General features: G+C 42.4%; 16 protein-coding genes. 4 read left to right on the top strand and 12 right to left on the bottom strand.

All coding sequences use genetic code 11. The annotated features are described in order from the left end of the window. Positions 1-51 precede the first annotated feature (51 nt). Entirely contained in the window at positions 52-1,632 is a 1,581-nt protein-coding gene (gene rtcR, locus PSF67_RS08270; RefSeq protein ID WP_272676744.1) for an RNA repair transcriptional activator RtcR, read from the bottom strand. A 959-nt stretch (positions 1,633-2,591) separates the two neighbouring features. On the opposite strand from rtcR, the gene PSF67_RS08265 reads away from it, so the two are divergent. Genes PSF67_RS08265 through PSF67_RS08255 form a run of 3 tightly spaced genes read left to right on the top strand, consistent with a single transcriptional unit; the run spans position 2,592 to position 5,714 of the window. Next, entirely contained in the window at positions 2,592-3,665 is a 1,074-nt protein-coding gene (locus tag PSF67_RS08265) for a slipin family protein (RefSeq protein ID WP_430442486.1), read from the top strand. 3 nt (positions 3,666-3,668) lie between these two features. Further along, on the top strand, positions 3,669-4,895 hold the full coding sequence (locus tag PSF67_RS08260; RefSeq protein WP_102139126.1) for an RtcB family protein: 1,227 nt from the start codon (positions 3,669-3,671) through the stop codon (positions 4,893-4,895). A gap of 24 nt (positions 4,896-4,919) precedes the next feature. After that, positions 4,920-5,714, top strand: coding sequence for a nucleotidyltransferase domain-containing protein (locus tag PSF67_RS08255; RefSeq protein ID WP_102139127.1), 795 nt, complete (start codon positions 4,920-4,922; stop codon positions 5,712-5,714). Between the two features lie 102 nt (positions 5,715-5,816). Here the strand turns inward: PSF67_RS08255 and PSF67_RS08250 are convergent, their stop codons facing one another. The 7 genes from PSF67_RS08250 to PSF67_RS08220 form a co-directional block, all read right to left on the bottom strand. Further along, positions 5,817-6,110: a type II toxin-antitoxin system RelE/ParE family toxin gene (locus PSF67_RS08250; protein WP_125892886.1), complete on the bottom strand. Its 294-nt coding sequence runs from the start codon at positions 6,108-6,110 to the stop codon at positions 5,817-5,819. A 2-nt stretch (positions 6,111-6,112) separates the two neighbouring features. Beyond that, positions 6,113-6,382, bottom strand: coding sequence for a type II toxin-antitoxin system Phd/YefM family antitoxin (locus PSF67_RS08245; RefSeq protein WP_166267275.1), 270 nt, complete (start codon positions 6,380-6,382; stop codon positions 6,113-6,115). 181 nt (positions 6,383-6,563) lie between these two features. After that, positions 6,564-7,019, bottom strand: a complete 456-nt coding sequence (locus tag PSF67_RS08240) for a DoxX family protein (protein WP_244974779.1) — start codon at positions 7,017-7,019, stop codon at positions 6,564-6,566. 173 nt (positions 7,020-7,192) lie between these two features. Further along, positions 7,193-7,759 (bottom strand): molecular chaperone TorD family protein, encoded by a 567-nt coding sequence (locus PSF67_RS08235; RefSeq protein WP_231068830.1) that lies wholly within the window; start codon positions 7,757-7,759, stop codon positions 7,193-7,195. A gap of 37 nt (positions 7,760-7,796) precedes the next feature. Continuing rightward, on the bottom strand, positions 7,797-8,693 hold the full coding sequence (locus tag PSF67_RS08230; RefSeq protein WP_272676743.1) for a dimethyl sulfoxide reductase anchor subunit family protein: 897 nt from the start codon (positions 8,691-8,693) through the stop codon (positions 7,797-7,799). Next, entirely contained in the window at positions 8,690-9,328 is a 639-nt protein-coding gene (locus PSF67_RS08225) for a DMSO/selenate family reductase complex B subunit (protein WP_195698142.1), read from the bottom strand. The genes PSF67_RS08230 and PSF67_RS08225 overlap by 4 nt, the downstream gene beginning before the upstream one ends. Then, entirely contained in the window at positions 9,325-11,742 is a 2,418-nt protein-coding gene (locus PSF67_RS08220; RefSeq protein ID WP_272676742.1) for a DMSO/selenate family reductase complex A subunit, read from the bottom strand. The genes PSF67_RS08225 and PSF67_RS08220 overlap by 4 nt, the downstream gene beginning before the upstream one ends. Before the next feature lie 191 nt (positions 11,743-11,933). Between PSF67_RS08220 and PSF67_RS08215 the strand changes: the two genes are divergently transcribed. Beyond that, a complete protein-coding gene (locus PSF67_RS08215; RefSeq protein WP_136134398.1) occupies positions 11,934-12,707 on the top strand; it encodes an AraC family transcriptional regulator in 774 nt (257 codons plus the stop codon). Between the two features lie 24 nt (positions 12,708-12,731). Here PSF67_RS08215 and PSF67_RS08210 read toward each other — a convergent pair whose 3' ends face one another. The 4 genes from PSF67_RS08210 to PSF67_RS08195 are packed head-to-tail and all read right to left on the bottom strand — an operon-like array spanning position 12,732 to position 15,354. After that, a complete protein-coding gene (locus PSF67_RS08210) occupies positions 12,732-13,886 on the bottom strand; it encodes an adhesin (RefSeq protein ID WP_272676741.1) in 1,155 nt (384 codons plus the stop codon). 16 nt (positions 13,887-13,902) lie between these two features. Then, on the bottom strand, positions 13,903-14,436 hold the full coding sequence (locus PSF67_RS08205) for a fimbrial protein (RefSeq protein ID WP_102139135.1): 534 nt from the start codon (positions 14,434-14,436) through the stop codon (positions 13,903-13,905). Further along, complete coding sequence (locus tag PSF67_RS08200; protein ID WP_166267265.1) at positions 14,436-14,951, bottom strand: fimbrial protein; 516 nt, start codon at positions 14,949-14,951, stop codon at positions 14,436-14,438. Before PSF67_RS08200 ends, PSF67_RS08205 begins: the two co-directional genes overlap by 1 nt. Continuing rightward, positions 14,944-15,354: a hypothetical protein gene (locus tag PSF67_RS08195; RefSeq protein ID WP_148241609.1), complete on the bottom strand. Its 411-nt coding sequence runs from the start codon at positions 15,352-15,354 to the stop codon at positions 14,944-14,946. The genes PSF67_RS08200 and PSF67_RS08195 overlap by 8 nt, the downstream gene beginning before the upstream one ends. Positions 15,355-15,385 lie beyond the last annotated feature (31 nt).

Raw genomic sequence — 15,385 nt, 5'->3', positions numbered from 1 at the left:
ACCGTTTACCCCATCAGCCCCCTCACGGGGGCTTTTTATTATCAATTCCCTTTACCTACCCTTCACCTCATCCCAATCCAGACCAAATTTGGCGAGATACTTTCGCAACCTGTCTGCATCATTGGGCTGTTTTTTATGTTGCCGCGAAACGGCAAACAGCTCACGCCCCGCCTCTGACAAGGAAGATGAACGGCGGCAAACTTCAAGCACCATTGCCAACTGTGGTTGGTCGAATAAATCAATCTCACCAATTTGCTTGGGTAATGTATTGGTTGATTTTGACTGCCATTGGGCTTGCAAGCGGCTAATTTCCTCTTCGGCCACCGCTTTGGTAATGCGCCCGCGTTCGGCAAAAGTGGCCATCCGGCTGATAGATGCGCCCAGTTCACGGAAATTACCACGCCACAGGGCTTGCGGGGAACAGGCGAACTTCGCATACACCTTGCGAGCTTCACTATCAAAACGGATTTGGCTTTGCTGGTCTTGGCAAAACTTGGTCAATTCATAATCAATATTCGGTTCGATATCTTCACGACGTTCTTTTAACCCCGGTAGCGCAAACGTCCACATATTGATACGGGCAAATAGGTCTTCACGAAATTTGCCCTCCTCAACTTGCTGCGCCAAATTACGGTGAGTCCCCACAATTAATTGAAAATCACTGTGAATTTCTTCATCTGAACCATAAGGGAAAAAGCTTTTCTCTTCGATGGCTTTCAGTAGCATTGCTTGCTCATCAAGGCCTAGCTCCGCAATTTCATCGAGAAATAAAATACCGCCATCGGCTTCTTTTAACAGTCCCTTTCGGGAGTTTAGCGCCCCCGTAAATGCCCCTTTCACATGACCAAACAGCGTCGACATGGCGTTATCACCGCGTAAGGTGGCACAGTTTACTTCCACAAAACGCCCTTTAACTTGGTGGCGGCTTTCACGCAGTTGATAAATTCGCCTAGCTAAGAAAGACTTCCCCGCCCCCGTTGGTCCATTGAGTAAAATCGGGGCTTTAGAACGCAGCGCGACACGTTCGATTTGCTCAATCATGGTATTAAATGCCGCGTTGCGGGTGGCAATACCCGATTTTAAAAACGAAACCTGCTGTTGCTGCTCTGTTTGGAAACGGCTGGTGATATGGGTATAACGGCTTAAATCAAGGTCAATCACGGTATGAATGCCGATAGGGTCTTTTTCTCGCCCTTTTTGGCTCGGTGACGTTTGAATTAATTTGGCAGGTAAATAGTGAGCTTCCGTTAATAAAAACCAACAAATTTGTACCACATGGGTACCCGTCGTGATGTGTACCAGATATTCTTCATTATCAGTATCAAATTGATAATGCGAAGAAAAATCCAGTAATGAGGTATACACCTCTTCGAAATCCCACGGGTCAGCAATATCCACCTCATGCAGCACCACTTCTGTATTGGGAGAGGCTTGTTCAATATCCTCTTTCACCCGGTGTGCCATGCCATAGTCATTCACCTGATGCAGTAATTCAAAACGACCAATATCCAAATCAGGCTGTTGGCAAAGGCCAACCGTTGGCCGCCATTTTGTCCAGCGGTTGGCTTTTTTGCCTCGCCTGTCTAGTACGGTACCCAATACCCCAATAACAACCTTACGTTTTTCACTCATAGTATTTATATAAATTTATAAATTACGATATAAAAAGATAATAAATAGCATAATCCATTTACCACGCCAATGTTACCCACTTTTATCTTAAAATTATTTTTTACTTATATTTCAATTTGATAAAAATATTTATTTCATTTTTTAAAAAGTTGGCATGCTTCTGGCAATACTCTATTCATCCACTGCCGGAAATTGTCTGAACTTCGCGTTCAACCGGTGCAGACATGGTGACTTAGTCACTGCATGGTCTGTATACCGCCGTCGGTAAGATACCTTTTGGTAATAGCAAAGCTATCAGGTTCGACTCCTGAAACTAACATCTCCAAAACGTAAAACAACGAGCTGAAGTTAAGCTTAAAGCCGCTACTCGGGAGCCACGCTGAGTGATGAGCAAAAATTTAGACAGCCAGTTTTGGCGCTCTACTTTTTCCCTCACTACTTCGCTTTTTTCTTCAGTAGCGGATAAATATAAAAAAGGAAAAATAATGAAAAAAATAAATGTAGCTCAAGGACTTATCGCATTAACTGAAAAAAATGGCGATTTTCAGCACCTATTATTAGCTGGTGAGCACAAAGTGAATGATTGGTTTAACAAATTAACAGTCACCATGTATCCATTAAATGACGAACCAATTGAACATAAGCTGGCAGAGCATTTGCGCCAATATCATCAGCAGTGGGTTGTCGACTATTGCATTGATATCAATTTATCCGATGATGAAGTCGCATTTTTATATTTGCATGATCGTTTAATTGAGGTCATTGCGCCACAAACGCGCCGTTTATATTGGAAAATGACCAATACATTACGGGTTGAGAAGCAAAGTATCGCTGACTTTAAAATGTCCAACGAATTAACCGCCGCGTTAGTACACAAGAAAGACATTAAAGGCCGTGAACTGTGCCTGATCACGCAAATTCCCGCAGGGAAACTTGGCTTATTTAAAGTTGATGGTGAGATAAAAAGTTTATTAGAAACTGGAACTTATGGATATTGGAATATCAAGCAAAAACCAGAAATACAGGTCATTGATGTTTGCTCGCAATCTATTGATAAACCAGTCGATTACGTATTAGCGGAACAAATTCGCCAATATCACCCAGATTGGATAGCATCCCACGGGGTCGATATTGATTTATCGGATGATGAAGTTGGCTTTTTATATTCACACCATAATTTGGTTGAAATTTTATCCCCAGCGACTCGACGTTTGTACTGGAAAGTCGGTGATAGCTTGAAGGTTGAGAAACAGAAGATCGGTGAAATCGTGTTATCAGAAACCTTGATACAACGTTTAAGTGGCAAAAAGCGTATTAAAGGTCATGAGCTATGTTTAGTCGCTCAAGTACCTGCATGGCATATGGGCGTGCTGAAAATTGATGGTGAAGTCGAAAACTTGCTTGAACCGGGTACTTATGGCTACTGGCGTATCGAACGCACACCCGAAGTTGAGGTGATTGATACCCGTTTACAGTCATTAGAAGTCAGCGGGCAAGAGATTTTAACCAAAGACAAAGTCACACTGCGGATCAATCTGTGCGCCAACTGGCGTTATCACGATATTTTATTGGCGTTCTCAAAATTGAGTCAGCCAGTAGAGCATTTATACCGTGAATTACAGTTTTCATTAAGGGAAATCGTTGGTACTCGAACCTTAGATGAATTGTTAGAAAACAAGCAGTTAATTGATGAATTGATGCTAACTCAAGTAGTGCAGTGTGTAACTGAGTTTGGCCTAGAAATTGATAGCATCGGTGTAAAAGACATCATTTTACCAGGGGATATGAGAACAATTTTATCCCAAGTGGTAGAAGCCGAAAAATCGGCACAAGCGAACGTGATCCGCCGCCGCGAAGAAACCGCCGCAACGCGCTCACTGTTAAATACTGCAAAAGTGATGGAAAACAACCCCGTTGCACTGCGTTTAAAAGAGCTTGAGACCTTAGAAAGTATCGCACATCGGATCGACCAAATTTCTGTTTACGGCGGTCTAGACCAAGTATTAAACGGATTAGTAAAAATTAAGGAATAAATAATGATAAATAATAAATTCAACGAATTAATTCAAGAAAATGGCGTGCCTGTAAAAATGTGGACCAACGGTGTACCCGTTGACCCTAAAGCGGTAACACAACTACAAAACACCGCAAAAATGCCGTTTATTTTTAAGCACCTAGCCGTAATGCCTGATGTGCATGTAGGGAAAGGTTCAACCATTGGGAGCGTGATCCCAACCAAAGGCGCGATTATCCCTGCGGCAGTGGGGGTGGATATTGGTTGTGGAATGATTGCCGTGCGAACGTCTTTAACGGCATCTGATTTACCAGATAGCTTGCAAAATATCCGTTTTGCTATCGAAGCTGCCGTACCGCACGGTCGAACCACGCATCGACATGGACGTGATAAGGGGGCTTGGCATCGTACACCAGATATTGTTGATAGCCACTGGGCGCACTTGGATGAAGAGTTCAAACGTATCTGTGATAAATACCCAAAACTGCGTCAGACGAACCATTACAACCACTTAGGAACATTGGGAACGGGAAATCACTTTATTGAGCTGTGTTTGGATGAACAAGACCGTGTATGGGTAATGTTACATAGCGGGTCGCGAGGTGTGGGAAACGCGATTGGTAACTTGTTTATCACGTTGGCGCAAAAAGATATGCAACAGCATATCGCTAATTTGCCTGATAGAGACCTTGCTTACTTTGAAGAAGGAAGCGTGCACTTTAATGACTATATGGAAGCGGTCGGATGGGCGCAAGATTTTGCGCGCCATAACCGTGAAGTGATGATGCACCGCGTATTGGAAGCGCTATCGCGTGAAATTCCAAAACCATTTACGACCCAACAAGAGGCCGTAAATTGTCACCATAATTATGTGCAAAAAGAGCAGCACTTTGGTGAAGAAGTACTGGTAACCCGAAAAGGCGCGGTGTCAGCGCGAAAAGGCCAAATGGGGATCATACCAGGATCTATGGGAGCAAAAAGTTTTATCGTGCGCGGTTTAGGTGATGAAGAAAGCTTTTGTTCCTGTAGCCACGGTGCAGGACGCGTAATGAGCCGAACAGAGGCGAAAAAACGTTTCTCAGTCAGCGACCAAAAAATGGCTACCGCCCATGTGGAATGCCGAAAAGACAGTGACGTGATTGACGAAATACCGATGGCGTACAAAGACATCGACGCAGTTATGGCAGCTCAATCATCATTAGTAGAAATTGTTCATACCCTGCGCCAAGTGGTGTGTGTGAAGGGGTAAATATAAAAAGTAACAGGAGAAAGCATGGAAACTGACCATGAAAGTGTATCCGTGCTAATGAGAGAACGGATAGGAAAAACACTCAAAGAAATAGAAGAAACTCATCACGTTAAAATACTGTTTGCGTGTGAATCAGGCAGTCGCGGTTGGGGCTTTGCCTCCCGCGACAGCGACTATGATGTTCGATTTATCTATGTTCACAAACTCGATTGGTACCTAACATTAGATAAAAAACGCGATGTGATAGAAAAGCCAATTGATGATGAGCTGGATGTGTCGGGTTGGGAGCTATCTAAAGCATTGAAATTAATGCGTAACTCTAACCCTGCATTAATCGAGTGGCTACACTCACCGATTGTATATTCTAAAGATGAGGTATTTTTTGCTCAACTGGAGCAACTGGCGGCACAATTTTATTCGCCATTAAAATCACGTTATCACTATTTATCAATAAGTAAGCGCAATTTACATACTGATTTTAAAGGTGAGCGCGTTAAATTAAAAAAATATCTTTATTTATTACGGGCGGTATTAGCTTTACGTTGGATAGAAGCAAGCAAGAGTATGCCACCAATGGCATTTTCTGAATTAGTCGCGGCCACAGTCACGGATACCAAGGTACTCGCAGAGATAGATGAACTACTCGTTATTAAGCACCAAGCGGTTGAAAGCGATTATGGCACGAGGCGAACTGCTATTGATAAGCTCGTTCTGGAAGTTATCGCCAATGCAGAGCGTATGCAATTTCCAGATCCTGCTTGTCGTGACAGCCGATTATTAGATGACTTTTTTCGTAAAACTGCGTTAGAAAATAATTAACTAATATTTTTTCAAAAAAATAGACCATCAGAAAAATTTTGATGGTCTATTTATTTAATAATATTAAATAAATAACAATAAAACTTATTGCCACCCGGCTTTTTATAAATGAGAGTTTGGGTCCTGTGTATGATGCAATACCGCTAGCACTTCAATGCCTTCAAGCGCTTTTCGATAATAAATAATGTGGCTTTCAACAGGGAAGCTAAAAACGCCCAAATATAAATCTTCACTACGATCACGGCCAAGAGATGGCTGGTTCGCGAGTATATCCGTCATTGTCACACGTAATGAATTCGCATAAGCCTCAGCAACATTAGCTCCCCATCTACGCAGAGAATACAGCTGAATTGAGCGGATATGTCCTTTCGCTTTATGAGTAAACTTAACGCTCATCCTTAAGCCTTATTTTCAAGTTCGTCCATAGTTAGCGGAGCAAATACATCATCAATGCTATGAAGTTCACCGCGTTCTGCTTGCGCAATAGATTCAGCCAAAACCGCTTTTAAACTCTGTAATTTTAACTGCATTAGCTGGTCATATTCATCTGGAGAGATAACAACAGCAACGCGCTTCCCATGCTTACTTATTTCAACAGGTGCACGCTGAACTTTCATCAACAAATCACCAAATTGATTTTTAGCGACTTGTGCGGGGATCGTTTCCATACATCACCTACAATATAAAATGGCTTGATTAGCTATTATAGCTAAAATAGCTTAAATAACCAGCAATCCAAAAAAATCACGTGTCTTGAACTTCCCGTAGTTTGGACAAAAAAATAGACCATCAGAAAAATTTTGATGGTCTTTTTTCAAAGGCAATGTCAAACACGAAAGAAAAACTAATTTATCGCCAGTTCGGGTTTTTGATAATGGAATATTTACCCGCACCTAAAAATGCCAACGCAATACCACTCAAGAAGAAATACACAATACTTTCAATCGCCCATGCACCTGTTTTATCGAGCAAGAATGTTTTATCTAGCCCAATCATCAGCCATGCAACCACCATAGTGAAGGCGACTAATAATGCAGATGGCCGAGTTAAAATCCCTAAAATAATGAAAATAGGGGCAACAACTTCACCTAAAATGGTTCCATAAGCGATAAATTCAGGTAACCCATAAGAAGCCAGCAGCGCTTTAATACCACTCGCTCCTGTCATTAATTTGCTCATACCATGAAACAACATGAGCCCACCCACAGCAAGGCGCAATAACAACCTGCCTGCATCTTCATGGGACAACAAACGATTTAATAAATTGACCACTTTATACCCCCTATGGATATCCAAAAACATCATTAAGTAGTATGGCTTAAAAATGTATTATGGCTTAGAAAGCTAAAGTAAGAATCATTTTAATTTGCATTTCTTATAACTAAATCAATTTTCATTTGATTAAATTTTGTTAACTTTTCACCCATTCAAATATTACGTTTAATTAACCATTAAACAGTCAAATATACTGAATAATATTATAAACATGACCTTACAGTAACCAGTGTTAATTCCGTTAATGCGTTATAAAATGGGCTACATGTTGTTCGATTTAATTGCTGGTGAAATTGAGGTAACCAATTAGCCAAATGGTTATTCAACAATTCTTTTAATGCTGTCTCCCTGACCTGTGAAGCCAACACTGCCGCTTGAAATAACATTAAACCAACATGATCCGAAGGCTCTGGATAATGAGTTTGTATTTTCAAGCGTTCGCGTTTTAAAAATTCACTTAATGCCACCGTGGAGGATCCTTGCAATACCCCTTCAGGGTCGAGATATACCGAGCCCCATGGTGGGGCCGGTAATGCTTCGGGACCAATAAATAAATCTGTCCATTGAGTGTGGAGTACCGCAGCTTCGATGTTTAGTGATGCCGAGATACGTTCACTAAGCTGAGCACTGATCTTACAAGGCCATTGAGATGCAAAGTCATTTAACTTGAAAAAGCTTATCGCATAACGGCTTGCATCGTCATTTGGTGAAAATAAATAGCACGTGCCTAAGATATTAAACGCAGCTGCGTAGTGTGAAAAATGGATCATGAAAAAGATAATTTCCTAAGCAATATGCCGTTATTTATCAATGAATAGTGTAAAAACAGTAGCGCAGCATAAATTCAGCAATCATGGCAGCCGCACAACCCACCACTAAATACCCTTTGCTGCTCGAAGACATAACCCCACTCGCAGTCTGTCGCATATGGCGAAATAACCCATACCCCAATACAATCACCGACAATATTCCAACAACCCAGCTTGTAATACGCAGCGACCAAATCCCTTGGTAGGCATGAATAGAGTCGATAGGAAATGTAATAGATTCATTATTATAGCTCGTGCTAACTAAGTAACTTTCATAGGCAGGTTGATAAGCTAAACGGACTAACAAGCTAATGCCAATCACTGCCCACAGTATCCATAACCCGCGAGTTGAAACTTGCGCCGCTGGCGATCCTGCATGAAAATGCAATAACAAATTGATTAATAAATAATACCCAGCAGCTCCCGCAGTTAACATCGTGCCGTAGAACATCAAATAGGTATTATCATTCATCCACGTTAACATTGATGTATAACGATAAATTGAAGCCATGGCATATACATCACACAGCCCAGCGATAATCGCTAAACCAAGTAACAGATACGACAGCTCCTTTTTGAACCAGAGCCATAAAAAGGTCAGCCCAAGAAAAGCAAAATAGGTGGCAGTGAACACCACTTCACGGCTTAACCATGATGAAAAAATATTCAACAAGGAATTAGACGCATTCAAAGGAACCCCTAAGTGGGTAATTGAAGACAACAAACCAATACCCGCGAAGACACAGGCGACAAACACATACCACAACAAAAATTGTGCATTAACTTTACGGCCCAACGCCGCTGATAATTTTTTTGCGAAAAGCGCTAACATCACACTCAACCCAATGGATGTTTGCATCAAAAATGTGAATAACAATAGTGGCCATTCATTCATTTGGCTTCTCCTTGAGAGTTTTGAGTACGGCCAGCCCCTTGGTGCGGGTGGATCACTAAATTCGGATGCGTAATCGATGAGTCCGGTAGCCCACGAACATCCGCAAGCTCGCCATAACGTTGTCTTAATTCATCTATCGGACCAAACTGAATTGCCCCTAATGGACACGTGGCGACACAAACGGGTTGCTCTCCTTTCAATTGTAGGTCGATACAAAAATCACATTTCGACATTTGCTGAGTTTCAGGGTTCATTTGCGGCGCGCCATAGGGGCAAGACCACGCACAGGTTCCACAACCCACACACTTATCTGTGTTGACCATCACGATACCGTCCCCTTCACGTTTGTGCATTGCCGTTGTCGGGCAGTTTTTCACACACATTGGGTCGGCGCAGTGGTTGCATGAAATGGATAACGTATAAGCAAAGACGTTATTCACCAATCCCCCAGAGCCATTTTCAATAAACTCACCGCCAGCGATTTCATATACGCGACGATATTTGCGCCCGACATCAAGGTTATTTTTATCTTTGCACGCGACTTGGCAGGCTTTACAACCTGAGCAGCGTGCAGAGTCGATATAAAAACCAAGCTGTTTGCTGCTTATCGCGGGATAAACGTGAAATTTACTCATGCTTTGCTTACCTCCACCAATAAGGTTTGATGGGCATTTCCATGTGCCATTGCGGTGCTACGGGCTGATGTTAAAACGTTAGCGCAACCACCTTGGTCAACACCATTTTCATCAGGTTGCCACCATGCTCCTGCTTGTAAAGCCACCACTCCGGGCATAATCCGCTGGGTGATTTTGACGGGCACCATAGTGATACCGCGGTCGTTATTCACTTTGACGCGCTCTCCATCCGTAATATTTCGTTTTTTGGCATCAATGGGGTTGATCCACAACTCTTGGCGCTGCACTTCTTGTAGCCACGGGTTCGCAAATTGCGTTGAATTGGCACGATTACGGCCTTTCCAAGTAATTAATTGCAATGGATAACGTGAAATTAGCTCGTCTTCTGGCCCTTCAATGGCAGGTACGTAATGAGATAATGCAGGGATCTCCACATCATGACGTTCATAAAGACGCTGAGAAAAAATTTCAATTTTTCCAGATGGCGTTTCAAACGGGTTATTATCGATATCATTAATATTTTTCTCAAAGGCGACATGGCCAGTATGGGGTTTATGTTTTAAGAGATGGCGACGTTTAATTAGCAACTCATCAAACGTTGGAATGCCGTCTTCTGGGCGCTTCTGATGAGCGTCATTGACTAAATGTTCAATCCACTCTTTTTCTGTGCGCCCTTCACTGAATTTCTCACCAACCCCAAGTTTTTCAGCTACGTCACGTAACCATTCATAGTCACTACGGCGCTCAAATTCAGGCTCAATCACTTTCTCAGACAAAATAATGTAGTTACCCGTTCCCCATGTCCCCCCCACATTCCAACGTTCTAAGAAGCTGGTTTCAGGCAGTAAAACATCGGCATACTTGGCGCTAGGTGTCATGTATAAGTCACTGTAAACAATAAACTCAACTTTACTTTCATCTTCCAGAACGTTAGCCGCATGCAAAATGTCGGGGTTCTGGTTAGTCATATAGTTACCCGCCAACGAAAAAATCATTTTGATTTCCGTATCGAGTTTTTCTGCGTTTTTTAAACCATTATTTGGCGTCACAAGGTCTTTGTTCTCACAAGCTTGTACCCAATTGGTGATATTGATTTTTGCTTTGACTGGGTTTTCAAATAAGCTCGGCCCCGCTAACGTTTTACGTAAGTCAGGGGTGACTGCCATACCATAGCCCGCAGCCCAACCCCCTTTCACGCCTACATTTCCGGTGATGGTGGCTAATAGCGTGGCACCTCTTGCAGAGCGTTCACCACAGATATGGCGCTGGGGGCCCCAACCTTGCATTAAGGCCGCTGGTTTTGTATTGGCATATTCGCGAGCCAGTTGACGAATGGTATCGGCGGGGACTTTCGTGATGGGTTCCGCCCACTCTGGGGTTTTCACCACACCATCTTTTTTTCCCATTAAATAAGCAATTAATGACTCATTTTCAGGGATGCCTTCAGGCATCTGGTGCTCATCAAACCCCAAGGTGTATTTATCAATAAAGGCCTGATCATGAAGACCTTCGCTGATGATCACATACATCATGGCATCCATCATCGCGTTGTCTGTGGTCGGCAAAATGGGGATCCACTGGTCGGCTAATGACGATGCGGTATCCGAATAGCGTGGGTCAACCACAATGAATTTGGTGCCATTTTTTTTCATTTTTTGGAAATAATGATTAGTATGGCCAAAAATGGTTTCGTTCGGGTTATGTCCCCACAAGATCACCAATGGCGTATTTTCTAATGTGTCTAGCGTGCTACCACTGGCTGACGTGCCATAGGTATAAGGCGTAACCGCCATGGTATTGCCATTGCTCACTGAGTGGTAATTTTCTAAAAAACCACCCGTGATATTAAACAACCGACGCAACATATTCGCACCTGAGAAAATCCCCCCAGTCACCCCGGTACTGAGGCTCACAAAGCGTGATGCAGGGCCATATTGGGCATTGATACGCTGCATATTGTCAGCAATCAATGTTGTCGCCTCTTCCCAACTAATGCGCTCAAAGCGCCCTTCGCCACGTTTACCCACGCGCTTCATTGGGTATTTCAGGCGATTTGGGTGATAAACAAATTTTCGATAGCTACGGCCGCGCACGCAAGCACGCATGATTGGCATCTCTTCGTCTAAATCGGCATCTGGACGGGTACTAATTCGTGTCACCACACCTTCTTTAACATGTGCTCGAATATCACACTTGCCACCGCAGTCAAAACTACTGCAGGTCGAGACCACTCGCTCACCGTTATTTTCCAGCGTTGTGGTTGGGATGATATTCGGGTTTTCTGGTGTCGATGCGACTGTGTTTGTGGCAATAAATGGGACAGCCATGAGTGCAGAGCTGCCTTGAATAAACCGACGACGGGTTATGGGGTCAATCAAACTCTTGCTATCCGCCTGATCGTGATAATTTTCCATGATAACTCTACCTCTGGCATACATTAGGTTGCCGCGCTAGAGTAATCATTTCCCTGCCTGCCAACTTTCGAAAAACCGCCAAACACATTGGAATTTCAGCCAACCATGAAAAACATGTGGTTATATCAATAAAAATTGCCTATATTCAGAAAATAGATGATAACTTTTGAATATCAGCCAAGAAAATTACTATGCGAAATATTCCTCTAAAAACGGTCGATGCAACTCCGCGTGATGTTTTAGCTATCGGCACTGATTACCTACCAAACGTGCTGCTTGATTCTCACGTTCACCGCCGCGCCCAGTTTCTATATGGTGCGACAGGCTTGATTGAAGTGAGTACAGCAGATGGCGAATGGGTCATACCACCTGATAGTGGTGTTTGGATCCCCTGTAATACGCCTCATGAAACACGCATGTTAAATGTCAGTACGCGTAGCTTATACATTGAGCCCAAAGCCGCTCCACGTAGGGGAAACAAATGTGAAGTGCTCAGGGTTTCGCCCTTACTTCGTCAGCTATTGCTTGAAGCGGTTGATACCCCAATTGAATATGATTTAAATGGCCGTGATGGTGTGATGTACCAATTGATTTTGCATGAAATTGCGCAGGCAGAGCCCCTGCCTTTCTATGCCCCAATTCCACGGGATGAACATTTAGCCCAGTTGTGCCGGGAATTCCTAAAAGCCCCACAAATCACCTCATTACCACAGGAGTGGGCGGCAAAATTACATAAAAGTGAGCGCTCATTTAGCCGTTTTTTTGGTGCTCAAACAGGGTTATCTTTCTCTGACTGGCGGCAGCAAGCTTGTTTATTAAGTGCGATTACCCACATTTCTGCGGGTAAATCCATTACCGAGGTCGCATTCGATTTAGGCTACAGCAGCGTTGGGTCTTTTTCGACCATGTTTAAAAAATGGTTAGGGCAAAGTCCATCCAGTTTTATTCAGAGAATTAGTGGATAACACCTAACCATTCAAAAATTCAATTTAGTCAAATGTGGCAATTAACCATGCAGACCCTTGATAACTTCCTGCGTCTGCATTATTTCCTTGAATACGACTACGTATATGGATCGTGCGATTTGAATGAATTCCTACACGAATATCTGTCCCCGTCGCCCCTGTTTGTTCATCCACAATATCTAACTTACTGTAAATCGTTTTATTTGAAGCATCTTTCATCGGTAAACGCTTTTGCGGGTCACCATCTGTCACATAGTCTAACCGTAACCTTACCTTCGTTAAGGCCGCAAATTTACACGTGTATCTGATGCTTTCCGTCACCAAACTATCGTAATGAATACTACTTAATTGGCCGTGTCGCAAATTGACTGTGCTAGCCTGCCCAGAGCTCGTTTGCGTGGAGCACATTGCTTTCACATTTAACTGAGAAGCAGCAAGACGCATTGGCACTGTTGATTCAGATAAAGGCCAGCTGTCAAAGGGAGGCGCTGTTTTAGGTTCAGTAAAAGCGCGAACATAGCCCGCTAAATCCATTGCAGGAATAACCAGTTTTCCATCAATAATTTGCTCATTAATAAAAAATGTAATAGTAACCGGAAATTGACTGGTAAACTCTTGAGCTGACCTAACAAGCCCCACATATGCATATGAACACATTCCTGCATCAATATTTATCCAATTCATTATCGGGGTTTCCACCGTCATCACTAAATTGTTATTGATCCGGTAGGCCGTTTTTCCATCAATAGTGACTCCCGCAGAAGCCACATACATAAACAAACGATGAAATGCCTGTGATGAATGAATTCTTGTATTGCTACTTCCCCATCGTCTACCAACACAATCAACCAAGCCAGACACGCTCACTTGAGCACTATTACCGTCAATAACAATAGGGTTTCCTACACGATAATAATTTTTGCCATCAGAGCCAACCCGTGAAACGGGTTCAATAACACTATTACTATCGATCCGAATTGAATAACCTGAATTGGAATTTTGTATTCGAGGTGCATAGTCTGCATGAGCATTTATTCCATACAAACTAAGAATAGCCACCAGAAAATACATTGATAAGCCAGATGGTTGTTTAAAGAATTCTCTCCTCAAAAATAAGGGAAATGGTATTTTTACCATAAAGCAAGAAACCGCCTGAAATAGGATTTGAAAATTAGACATAACCGATATTACCGCCTTAATAGTAAGTGACCGAAATCATGGCAATAGCACTAAATTTTCCAGCACGGAGTTGGCTCGCTGGTAGGGTACTAACGAGATCAGCTTGTAAAATAATTCGCTGCAAAGTGGCATCTATTTGTTCTGGGAATATTTGCTGAATTTGATTAACTTCAAGTGGATGAGCCACACCTCCAGTTATATTATTGATATTAATGCCAAGGCCATCAGTACTGGTGGATAAAATACTTTTTCCTTGATAAACCATAGTGTTACTATTTTTGGGGTTAATCATAATACCGAGTGATTTATTCCAATTACAGCCAGTTAAATACAAAGGAAATGTATGGGATTGGGAAATATCATCAGAATTATGCGGTATATTAATCACCCCAAAATTGATTTTTAACGGGGTACTGTTATCTTCACTACGCAGGTGGCAGGCTGGGTCGACTAGCGTCGCACTCACATCGATTAAGACATCCGACTTAGATATAAATGGGAGAAATAAAAAACACAAAACAAATTTAGATAACCAATTGATTGTATTCATTACTCATACTCCAATGAAAAAGTCGCTGAGCTTGAAAAAAAACCTTTTTTTGCTTCATTCAGCGGATTTTTACGAACAAACACACCAAATTCCAATTGTTGAGTCCCATCCGTAACCGTAACCGGTGTGACCTCAATCGACTTATCCCAAGTAACAAGTACTCTTTGCTTATCAACTACACCGAGCAGTACACCACTATTTCCATCCGTTCCAAGGTAATTATCACCCTCTACAGCGACCTGTTTTGGGCTTTTCCAGGTAATCTTAATCATCTTATTCAGGTCGGCTTGGCTACATTTTTCAATCGTGATAAAAAAGGGGGTGATATCACTAGGAATATTGTCATTAATCGACTTCAAACGTATATTTTCAATTGTTACCCGCTTATTGATAGAATCAGCCGCTAACTGACAGGTTTTATTGACTAAAATGCCACTAAACTCCACATCTAAGCTGTCCATACTCCAAGCGAAAATAGGGAATCCAAGGCTTAAAAGTAAAATAGCCTTACTCATAAACCACCTCCAGCCGTAATAAATTCGATTTGTGCATTGAAACAGGGGGGTAAATGAGATTATTGCCATTTAATAGATTCATTTTCTCTATAGCCGTAACATTCCCATTTTGCACATCATAAAAACGTATTTGTGCGGGCGTTGTTTGCATTTTGTTGGCAGAAAAGGCATCGCCTGCGCCACATTGAGTCAGCATCACCGCTGAGGTTGATATTTTTAAGTGACAAGGTGAATTGAATAATTGAGCGCTGACTTCTAACCATCCACTATTTGAATCTTCATAATGCGATTCATTCACTGCAGTATGATTTAAAAACTCGCTAGCCGAAGCCATCCCGCCTATCACGCCACTGATGACCATACTACTGATGAAAAATAAGCCGATAAGCATATATTTTATCAATGCATTACTCCTTCTATTATTAATGCTAGGC

Source organism: Providencia sp. PROV076 (assembly GCF_028483405.1).
Taxonomy (GTDB): Bacteria; Pseudomonadota; Gammaproteobacteria; order Enterobacterales; family Enterobacteriaceae; genus Providencia; species Providencia huaxiensis.
This window is presented reverse-complemented; position numbering and strand designations above follow the sequence as displayed.